8 protein-coding genes are annotated in these 10,634 nt (G+C 45.2%); 5 read left to right on the top strand and 3 right to left on the bottom strand.

All coding sequences use genetic code 11. The annotated features are described in order from the left end of the window. Positions 1–411: 411 nt before the first annotated feature. The gene (locus tag Q0314_RS05755; RefSeq protein ID WP_298057452.1) at positions 412–1,911 is read right to left on the bottom strand and encodes a C69 family dipeptidase; all 1,500 of its coding nucleotides are present in this window, start codon (positions 1,909–1,911) and stop codon (positions 412–414) included. 212 nt (positions 1,912–2,123) lie between these two features. Here Q0314_RS05755 and rpmI point away from each other — a divergent pair, with 212 nt between their 5' ends. The 3 genes from rpmI to Q0314_RS05740 all read left to right on the top strand — a co-directional run bounded on the left by rpmI (position 2,124) and on the right by Q0314_RS05740 (position 3,397). After that, positions 2,124–2,315 carry a 50S ribosomal protein L35 gene (gene rpmI / locus Q0314_RS05750; RefSeq protein ID WP_002944195.1) on the top strand — a complete coding sequence of 64 codons (192 nt, stop codon included), beginning with the start codon at positions 2,124–2,126 and terminating at the stop codon, positions 2,313–2,315. A gap of 82 nt (positions 2,316–2,397) precedes the next feature. After that, positions 2,398–2,751, top strand: coding sequence for a 50S ribosomal protein L20 (gene rplT / locus Q0314_RS05745; protein WP_002944116.1), 354 nt, complete (start codon positions 2,398–2,400; stop codon positions 2,749–2,751). 157 nt (positions 2,752–2,908) lie between these two features. Beyond that, positions 2,909–3,397, top strand: a complete 489-nt coding sequence (locus Q0314_RS05740; RefSeq protein ID WP_298057450.1) for a hypothetical protein — start codon at positions 2,909–2,911, stop codon at positions 3,395–3,397. 121 nt (positions 3,398–3,518) lie between these two features. Here Q0314_RS05740 and coaE read toward each other — a convergent pair whose 3' ends face one another. Next, complete coding sequence (gene coaE, locus Q0314_RS05735) at positions 3,519–4,187, bottom strand: dephospho-CoA kinase (protein WP_298057448.1); 669 nt, start codon at positions 4,185–4,187, stop codon at positions 3,519–3,521. Between the two features lie 73 nt (positions 4,188–4,260). Between coaE and purM the strand changes: the two genes are divergently transcribed. Both purM and Q0314_RS05725 read left to right on the top strand, forming a co-directional pair. Next, positions 4,261–5,244, top strand: coding sequence for a phosphoribosylformylglycinamidine cyclo-ligase (gene purM / locus Q0314_RS05730; protein WP_298057446.1), 984 nt, complete (start codon positions 4,261–4,263; stop codon positions 5,242–5,244). A gap of 356 nt (positions 5,245–5,600) precedes the next feature. Continuing rightward, positions 5,601–6,845, top strand: coding sequence for a Zn-dependent hydrolase (locus tag Q0314_RS05725; protein WP_298057444.1), 1,245 nt, complete (start codon positions 5,601–5,603; stop codon positions 6,843–6,845). 622 nt (positions 6,846–7,467) lie between these two features. Here the strand turns inward: Q0314_RS05725 and Q0314_RS05720 are convergent. Next, positions 7,468–10,634: hypothetical protein (locus tag Q0314_RS05720; RefSeq protein WP_298057442.1), on the bottom strand; the 3,167-nt coding region annotated here is incomplete at its 5' end.

Below are 10,634 nucleotides of genomic sequence, written 5' to 3'. Positions count from 1 at the left end.
TTCAAAGTCGCTCAAAAGAGCGAGCTTAGAAACGGCGGATGGCAACCGCTTTTTCTCAAACTAAAATAAAATTTATAAAAAACCCTGCTAAACAAATTTCGCCCAAATTTCAGATGCTGCTTCGCTTTGTTTTTAAAAATGCAATTACAATGCGCCCTGCGCGGCGATAGAAATAAATTTATATTAATGTTTAAAAACGTGAAATTATTTAAAAATTTGGCTGTTTTTTTAAAGTCGTTTGCGGTTTTTTTGCTAAGATTAAAGAGTCTCAGGCATGGGGCAAGGCATTAAGCTCATCCTTTTGGGGTCAAATTTGAGCCGTATTATAAAGATTTTTAAAAAATAAATCAAGAAGTTTTTATCAAATTCCAGCTAATTTGAGGCAGGCCGCAGCCCGCCTCTTAAATTTGCCTAGTCTTTTTTGCCTTTATTTAGCGATTTTAGCTTGGCGTCGGTGTCATCGGTTAGCATCGTGAAGATTTCATTAGTCAAATTTTGCGTTAAAGCCTTGGCTTCCTTCATCATATTTATCGAAAATTCGTTTAGCAGCTTGTTTGCTTTGGCTTTGTCTTTTTTGTAGAGTTTGACGTATTCGTCTTCAAATTTAGCCTGTTTGACCGCGAGCGCGTCCTCAAACTCCTTGTAGGCCTTTTTTACGACCGGCGAATACTTATCATAGTCCATCATCACGAGGGTTTGTAGCTTTCTATACGTCCAATAAATCGACTCGTCGTCGGCTTTATACGAGCCCTTGTCGTAGCCGTCGATAAATTTATCGAGGCCATAATAATACGGCAAATAAACGCCAAGCTCCGACATACCAAGCGCCACGTAGGTCACTCTGCCGATCTCTTGCGGTAGCCACGGGCGCACCTGCATGACGTGCGACTCGTAGGTTCTAAAGACGCTAACGGCGCGGTAGATATTTTTTTGATTTTCGTCTTTGCTCGCGTAGTTATCGTACGCAGTGCCGTCGTAGTGGGATCTAAGAGCATTTTTTAGATCCTGCACGCTTAGCTTTTTAGCCGGTTTTAAAAATACCGGATAGTTGCCGCCGTTAAGGGTCTGCTTATCTTTTAGCTCGGGATTAAACATCTGCTGTACCCAGCAAACGCGCGGATAGTTGTAGGTCATATCTCTCTCATCGTCTCTGGTGTAGGCTTTGGTAAACTGAAATTCGCCGTCTTTTGCCGGATCGTAGGCGCCGTTATCCTCGGCAAATTTGATTAAATTTTTTGACCCCATGAAATTTGGATCGTTTTCTTTGTAGTTTTGTAGTCTGCCTTGGTTTGCAGAGACAAAGTATTCGTCTTTAGGTAGTTTAACCGCCATCCAGTGATGACCGGTGCCCGTTTCAAAGTACCAAAGCTCGTTTTTATCCACAAACACTACGCCAAAACCCTCTCCCGCACCCGTAGTTTCCACGATCTCGCCGAGCAGTTTTACGCCCTCGGCCGCGCTTTTCATCCTAGGTAGCAAGACGTCGGGGATATCGTCCTCCGTGATGCCCGTCGCTTCGTTATACGGATCGATTTTTAGCAGTTCGTCTTTAGCGTAGATGGTCTCGGTGCCGCTGATGCCCACGCCCGCGTCATTGTAGCCGACAGCGCCGTGAAGCTTGGTGTGGGAGTTTGCTATCGTCGTATACCTCATGCCCTCTTTTGGCAGTGGATAGGTAAAATCATTTGCCCCGTCATGCGCCTTTGAGCTATGGACGCCTTTTTGATTGGATTTTTTTGGATGTATCAAAAATACCTGCGCCTTTATCGCCTTGCTATCGGCACTCCTTGCTATCAGCATCGAGCCGTCGTCAGAGGCTCCTTCTCTAACCAAAATAGTCGTGCAAGCTAGCGCGTTTGCGCAAAACATCGCGCTTATTACCGCCGCAGAGGCGAGAAACTTTATCTTCATCGTTACTCCTTGATTTGAGATAATAAATCTAAGTGAAATTATAGGACTAAAAATATTAATTAAATCTAAAATTTAAGCTACTTTCAAGATTGTATTGTAAATTTGTTTTGTATTTTATCGCGCGCACTGTCAAATTTAAATTTCTTAAAGGAATTTTGGGTATAATCCCACTCTTACGCGTAAGGCGTAAAAGAAATTTTAAAAGGATTAGTATGCCTAAGATGAAGACAGTTCGCGGCGCTGCTAAACGTTTTAAAGTGGGCAAAAACAAGATCAAAAGAGGCTCTGCTTTTAGAAGCCACATTTTGACTAAAAAATCTCGCAACCGCAAGAGAGATTTACGCTCGCCTCAATACGTAGACAGCACAAACGTCGCAAGCGTCAAAGCGATGCTCGGAATTTAAGTTTTTGACGAAAAGTCATTCCAAACTCCCCCAAATTTGGGGCAAGACTCACTCAGTGAGCGCCGATTTGTAAAGGATAAATATGGCAAGAGTAAAAACAGGCGTAGTTAGAAGAAGACGCCATAAAAAAGTTTTAAAACTAGCTAGAGGTTTTTTCAGCGCTAGACACAAACACTTTAGAAAAGCTAAAGAGCAATTAGAAAGAAGTTTGGTCTATGCATACCGCGACAGACGCCGCAAGAAACGCGACTTCCGCCGCTTGTGGATAGTACGCATAAATGCTGCGTGCCGCCTAAACGACATTAGCTATTCGCGCTTTATCGCGGGACTTAAAAAAGCAAATATCGAGCTTGATAGAAAAATCTTAGCCGATCTAGCTATGAATGACGCAAAAGCTTTCAGCGAGCTAGCTTCAAAAGCAAAGGCTGCTTTATAATACCCAGGGGCGGTTTCCCGCTCCTTTTCTCTATATTTTTGGCTCATTTAAAAATTTATCGTCTTTCTCTGATCTCAATAAAACAAATTTCACTTCAAATTTTAATTTTTTTTTCGTTTTTTCCGATAAAATACCGCCTCAAATTTAAGGAGTAAAAATGGACATACAAAAACTAAATCAAAACTTAAACAAACTCAACAAATTTTTATTTATTATCTTAGGCATAGCCGTCGCGATCTGGATCGGCGTAGAAGTTTTTATAGGCAGTAAAGTAGAATACGCAAAAGAACAAATGAAAGAAAATCTATGCGAAGCGTCAAATGTACAAGAAATGCTGATACGGCTAAATTCAGGTCTTCCGAGAAAAATAGATGAGATAAATACGCTCGAAAAAATCAGCTGTGAAAATCGTCGCATCATTTATCAATATGCACTTGGAAAAGGGCTAGAAATGGGTGAAAACGCGCTAAATGATAAAGATATAGCCGAGCTAAAAGACGAGCAAACAAAGGAACTCAAAAAAGAATTTTGCGAAGATATGCGGTTAAAGGCCGTGCGCGATATAGCCGACGGCGTCGATTTTGTTTATTATATAAAGAACAAAGAGCTGATTCGGATAAAACTTGAAAGCAAAGACTGCAAATAAACTAAAATAATCAACGTAGTTTGCGTCACAAGTAGTAGCAGGGCTAGATATGACGCCAAACTGCCGCTGCCAAGTGACTAAAGCAGTGTTCAAATAGCATAAAATGCCGTGTCATAACAAGTTAAGCTATTTTTTCCAAAAAAGACCCGGTTTCATCTCTTAAATTTTGCAAATCACCGCTATTATCTATAACAAAATTCGCCATAGTGCGCTTTTGTTCGATATCTATTTGTAGCTCCACGCGGTACTTTGCGGCGTCGTAGCTAAGTCCGTTTCGCTTCACCACGCGCGCGATCAGCGTATCTTTAGGCGCATAAACGACCGCCACTTTATCAAAAAACTCATATCTTTTGCCCTCGAAAAACAGCGGAATATCGACGAAATAGAGCTTTCCTTTCGCCTCCAAAGCCTGTGCCTGCGATAAAATTTCAGCCGTTATCTTTGGATGCAGCAACGCTTCAAGCTTTGCAAGCTCCGCCGGGTTTTTAAACACCAGCTCGCCTAGTTTTTTTCGGTCCACAAAAGCGCGGGAATCGGTCAAATTTTCCTCATCTCTACTATTGTCAAATTCCGCGTGCAAGCCCAAATTTTCGGCCTGTACGTCTTTTTGCACAACGTACTGCGCGCCGAAAATTTCAGCCACCTGTGCGGCGCAGCGATCCAAGACGCAATGTGAAATCCTATCGGCGTCGATGATCTCAAATCCTCGCTCGCGAAGTGTCTCGCAAACCGTGCTTTTGCCGCTGCCGATGCTACCCGTGATGACGATTGCGTGTTTAAATTGCGGCATTTTGCCTCCGATTTTTTACTCCGATTTTAGCAATTTTTGGCTAAAATTAATCAAATTTCAATAAAGGCCAAAAATGATAAGCTACAAAGACGCAGGCGTCGATATAGACGCGGGAAATGAGTTCGTAAACGCGATAAAACCGTTCGTCAAAGCCACGCAAACTCCGCACGTTTTGGGCGGTATCGGCTCGTTTAGCGGTGCGGTGAGACTGCCCGCAGGCTACAAAAAGCCCGCTATCCTGGGCGCCACCGACGGCGTGGGCACAAAGCTGCGACTCGCGATCGACGCGCGTAAATTTGAGGGCGTAGGCCAAGATCTCGTCGCGATGTGCGTAAACGACCTCATCTGCAACTTCGCCGAGCCGCTATTTTTCCTCGACTACTACGCGACTGCAAAGCTTGAAATCGCAGATGCCAAAGAGGTCGTAAAAAGTATCGCCGAGGGCTGCAAACTCGCGCGCTGCGCGCTTATCGGCGGCGAAACGGCAGAGATGCCATCGATGTATGAGAAAGGCGACTTCGACCTTGCAGGCTTTGCAGTGGGTATCGCCGAAGAAGACGAGATCGACCGCAGCAAGTTCGTACGTGAGGGCGACGTACTCATCGCGCTTCCTAGCAGTGGACTGCACTCAAACGGCTTCTCGCTCGCGCGCAAAGTAGTCGCAGAGATGGGGCTAAAATTTGACGATAAAGTGGACGGTCGCGCGCTCATCGATGTTCTTTTGGAGCCGACTAGGATTTACGTCGGCGACTTTTTAAATTTAAAAGACAAAATCCACGCGCTCGCGCATATCACAGGCGGCGGTATCGTGGAAAATCTGCCGCGCGTATTTCCAGAGGGGCTGGGCGCGAAGATCGAGCATGCAGCGATCCGCACGCCTGAAATCTTTAAAGTCATAGCGCAAAAGGTAGAGCCTGCCGAGATGATGAGGACATTTAACATGGGCGTTGGTATGATCGTTGTAGCGCCGAAAGAAAACGCAGAGTTCGTGCTGGCAAACTCGGGCGGCTACGTTATCGGTGAGGTCGTAAAAGGCGCGGGTGCACAGCTAGTTTAAGCAGGCAAATTTAACTTTGGCTCGCCAGCAAACACGCTACGAGCCAAAGATTTTTAGGTGGCAAATTTATGTTGCCAACCGCTCCTCTCAAAAACCACTGCTTTTGTTTAAATTTGACCATCATATTTTCTGCAAATTTAAATCTCAAACCGGGCAATTTGTTTGTAAATTCTATATTCAAAAGCCGATTTTAGCGCTAAATTTTAATAAAACTAACGTTAGCGTTTGTTAGTTCTTATATATCAAACATTATCTAAAATCCAAAAATTAAACATTGTATTAAATAAAAATATTAAAGTATAAATTTAATGCTTCTTGGCTAGAATTTAGTAAATTTTAAATACGAAGGATGGGCGATGAGTATAAATTTAGATAGACTTAAGGCGCTTTTTAGCGAGATAAACGCCGTAAACGACGAGAGCTTTGGCGGCGGGATGAGCCGCCTAGCCTACACGCGCGAGGATAAGGCCGCTAGAGAGCTATTTATCGCGCGCTGTAAGGAGGCGGGGCTAAAAGTACGTATAGACGCGATCGGAAATATCTTTGCTAGGCGCGGAGGCACCGAGCCCGAGCTGCCGGCGGTAGCGTTTGGCTCGCATCTAGACACCGTGATAAACGGCGGCGAATTTGACGGGATTCTAGGCGTCCTTGGCGGACTGGAGCTGATTAGATCGCTAAACGACGAAGGCGTGCAAACGCGCAGACCTCTCGAGTTAGTCGTCTTTGAGTGTGAGGAATCAAGCAGATTTAACATCGCGACGCTTGGCAGCAAGGTAATGTGCGGCAAGCTAGGTTTTGAAAAACTAAAAGACGTGCGCGATTTTCAAGGGCGCGCTATCGGCGAGATCTTTGCTGAGTTTGGCATCGATCTAGCTAGCATCGAAAAGGCTAAAAATTTGACGCCAAACTACGAGAGCTTTTTCGAGCTACACATCGAGCAAGGGCCGCTACTAGATAACGAAAACATCCAAATCGGCGTGGTGAGCGCCATCGCTGCGCCGCATAGATTTAGCGTGCGCGTGCAGGGCCAAGCTCAGCACTCCGGCACTACAGCAATGAAATACCGTCACGATGCGCTTTGCGCAGCAGCGCAGATAGTGCTGGCCGTCGAGCACGTCGCGCGCGAAAATGCGGCAAACGGCGTGGTAGCGACTGTGGGCAACTGCACGGTAAAACCGGGCGTCATGAACGTCGTGCCGGGCGAGACAACGCTACTAATCGACCTGCGCGGCATCGACCTGCGCACGCGCGAAGCGGCATACGAGCAAATCATGGGCGAAATCTCGCGCATCGAATCACAGCGCGGCGCCAAATGCGAGATCAAGCAGCTAGCCTTTGACGAGCCGTGCGCGCTGGACGGCCGACTCATCGATCTCATCGCCCAAAAAGCCGCGGCCCTTGGGCTTGGCTTTGAAATTATGCCAAGCGGCGCAGGGCACGATGCTATGCATATGAGCGCACTTTGTCCGACGGCGATGATTTTCATCCCGTCCAAAGACGGCATCAGCCACAATCCGGCGGAATTTTCTAGCTGGAGCGATATCGCTAACGGCGTAAATTTACTAAAAAGCGTGGTTTTAGAAACGGCGGGGAGAGTTTGAGCCTAAGGCTAAATTTGGCAGGAGGCGAAAATCAGACAAAGACAGCTTAAATTCGCATTTAGCGCAAAACGTTCGTCTTAAATCTCGTTTAAATTTTGCTCGCTTTTTCGGCGACTCGGCGGCTAAATTTGGATTTTAGTTTTACGAATTTTGCGGATGATTTAGCCCTAAAACAGGCTAAAATTAAAACATAGTATCGTCGTTTTAGCTTTTTGGGTATGTCTTGGATGATATCTTGGCGCTAGAGGGTCTTGCCGTTCTTGACGCGAAATATATCCATAGCCGTCCGTCTGCGTTCATTCGCGTTTAGTTTGACAAGGCTGCGGATGAAGATTGCTGCCCGTACCGATATATTTGATCTGCGCGCTTGTTTGCATTTGCACGGGTTGCGCCGCATAGAAGACCTGCGACAAGCTCGCCGCTACAGCCAAAGAAAGCAGATTTTTTTCATTTTGACGCTTTAAATTTGTTTTATTTTAAAATTTTCGGTAAATTTTAAAAGCGAAGCATTGTGGTTAAAAATATACGTAAAATCAATAATTGCGGCCAAGCGCTTTATTTTGGGTTAAAGCGTAAATTAAATTTAGCCGACCGACTCGGCCGACTAAATTTCATCGCAAAACTACAGCTCCGCGTTAGCCGCGGTTATGTCGTAGTTGTTTTGAAAGCCGTTATTCGTATTTACGACGCCTAGCAGCTTGATGTCGCCCTGGTCTAGCTTGCCGTTGCCGTCGTCCTCGATCTTATAGACGTAGTTATAGGAGTACGAGTTGCCCTCTTGCTTGAGGTTTTTAGCGATGAGCAGGGCTTTTGCGCCTTTTTCAAACGACTCTTCAAACACCTTTTTAAGCACGTTTAGCTCGCTATCTGCGCCGCCGCCTTGATTTGACGGCGTAAAGCTTAGCTCGGCTTTATATATTTTACCGTCTTGCAGCGTTGCTTTTTGCCCGTTTGCGTTTAGGTTAAACTCGCCCGTGCTTAGCTGCTTGCCCTCAAATACCTTTGAAAAATCAAGCTTATCGTCTGCGCCGAATTTCTCCAGCTGCCAGTTTTTCTCGTCTTTATCCAGAGTAAAGATATATTTGCCTCCGTCCGCGCTCGCTGTTTTGCCGTCCTTTAGCGCCTCGCTTATTTTTAGCGTTTGGCTAGGGGCAAATTTGCCTTTTAGCTCGCCTAGCTGCGAGGCGGTTAAATTTATAGGCTTATCGTCGCTGCTGCTAATGCTTGCTATTTTGTCTTTGTTTGAGATTAAATTCGCCAAATTTTGCTTTATATTTTCCGCCGTATCTAGCAAATTTAGCCCGCTGGCGCCTTTTGCCGCTTCGGTCGCAAACTGCGCCGCGCTAAGACTTTTTGATGCGGCCGCTAGCACGATATTATCCGCGCTAAGATTAAAGTCGCGGTTTACGCTAACAGAGCCTATATATTTTACCTCATCCTTAGTTATTACGTTATCGCCGTTATTTTCGACCTTATATATCTCAAAACCGCTGTAAGTTTTAGCTAGGATTATAGATTTTTCGTTGCCTGCGGCTTTGGTTAAAAACGCCTTGCCTTCGCCGAAAATCTTATCAAACCCGGACGCAAAGCCTGCCGACATACCGCTAACGTAGTAAATTTTGCCGTCTTGTAGCTGCGTTTGCGCGTCTGCGGCAACGTTTAGATCGCCGATAGACGTTACGTTAGAAGCTAACCTGGAGAAATCAAGCTTGTCGCCGTTAGATAAGGCATTTATAACGACTCTAGACGCGTCTTGCTTAAAGGTAAAGGTTTCTTTGGCGTCGCTTGCGTAGACCGAGCCTGTTACGTTTGTTATTTTTAGATTGTCGTCTGCGGCAAATTTAAAAGTTTCAAACGTATCTTTATCAAGCTCTAAAACGCCGTCTCCTTGCACATCGATCTGTTTTTTGGTATTTCCTGCGCCAAAAGACAGCCCCGCAAAGGCCTTTAACAGCTTTGAACCGTCCGCGTTTAGCTCTTGCGCGCTTTGCTTTAGCGTGATTTGCGTGCCGTATTTAGTATGCAAATTTAGATCGTTAAGCTTAGCTAGCTCTTCCACGTCGCTCGCGCTAAGTTCGATATTTTTATCTTTTAAATTTAGCGCTTCTATCTTTGAAACGTCCGCCGTCTTTAAAAATTTCATGATTTTTTTAAAGTCGTCTGCGATATCAAATTTGCCTTTTCCAGCGAGTTTAGCAGCAAATTTAGCGTATTCGTCTACGCTTACTTCTAGCGTTTTGTTGATTTCAAAGCTATCCACCTTGTCGCTTAGCAAGGCATCCTTATCGTTTGAGCTAACGCCCGTTAGTTTTATGTTATCGTTAGCGTCAAATTTATCCGCGCCGATTTTATTGAAATTCGCGGCTGAGATTTTTAGCTCCGCGCCGTCTGAGGTTTTCATGGATTTTATCTTTTCGCCGAAATAATTAAGCCTGTTTTCTACCGCATTTTGTAAATTATGCGCGCTATCTTCGATCTCTAGGGCGCCGTCTGCGATCTTGTAGCTTGATAGCTTGTCGCTAGATAAAAAGCCTTTACCGAAAATTTCGTAAAAATCAGCCACACTTAGCTTTTGCGTATTAGCTATCGCGCCGTCTTTTAGCTTGTCGCTAAACGCGCCTAAAGCCTTTAGAGACTCTTTGTTAAACGCGTCTTTATCTGTTAGAGTTACGGCCGAATTTACGATTTTATCCGCAGCTTCTTTATTAAGCGACGTTAGCTCAGCCGCGCTTAAAACGGCCGATTTTACCGCACCGTTAGCAAATTTAGCGGCATTTTGAGCTAACGTTTGTAGCTGAGCGTTTGTTAGCGCGCTATCTTTGCTAAGCTCTACCGCGCCGTCTGCGATCCTGTCTTTTAGCGCGCCGCTTAATATCTCCTTAGCTTTTTCAAAGCTTGCGACTAAAGATTTTATATCGCCGTTTTGCTTGAGCTCGAATTTAACTCCGACAGTAGTTATGTTTGAGTGCGCGTTAGGTAGGATTTTGTCTCCTAGCTTGCCGGATAAAAACGACTCTTTGGTTATGTTTTTGGCTCCGTCTAAATTTAGCGAGCCTAGATACTGTGCGCCGTTTTCAAACGAAAAATCATCGCTTGATATCTTTGCGACGTTGCCTTTGTCGAAAAACTCGTAAGTCGTATCGCCGCTTTTTAGCGCGTCGCCTTTTTGCGAATTTGAGCTTAAGCTTTGTTCGTCGTAGGCTTTTACCGCGTCTTTGGATTGCGATTTTTTCGCAGACCTAAAGGTATAGACGTCGTCGTTATCAAATTTAACGGCCTTTACGTTTAGCGCATCCGCGTCTAAAGGCTTGGTAGCTTGCGCGTCTTGGTAAAATTTGCCCTCTTTTTTATAGACGTTTTCCGTGCCGTCTAGCTTAAGAGCAGGCGCGTCGTCAAAGAGCTTGGTAAAGCCCTGCGCGTCGGTTGCCTTGATGGCGCCGTCGGCTAAAATATTTTGCTTTAGCGTAAAGGCTCCGTCTTTTGCGGTCGGATCGATGCTAACGCCTTTAAATACGATCTTTAAATCATCCGAGTTGCTAAAGCCCGCGTTTTTGCCGTTAGCGTAGAGGATAGTATCGTCGCCGTCTTTGATAAACTGCTTTGCGCCCGCTTGCAGCCCGTCCTCGTTTTGAGCCTGCGTAAGCGAGTCTGCGCCTCCTGCGAATTTAACCTTGTCGCCCGGTTTTGCGCCCTCTATGACGACGGTGCCGGTATGAGAGTTAAAATGTGGAACAGCCTCTTTATTTGTAACGTAATAAGTCGTTTGTCCGTCTTTTACGAGCTTATAAA

Source organism: uncultured Campylobacter sp. (genome assembly GCF_938040115.1).
GTDB lineage: Bacteria > Campylobacterota > Campylobacteria > Campylobacterales > Campylobacteraceae > Campylobacter_A.
The sequence above is the reverse complement of the archived record's forward strand: the minus strand, read 5'-3'. Positions and strand labels throughout refer to the sequence as shown.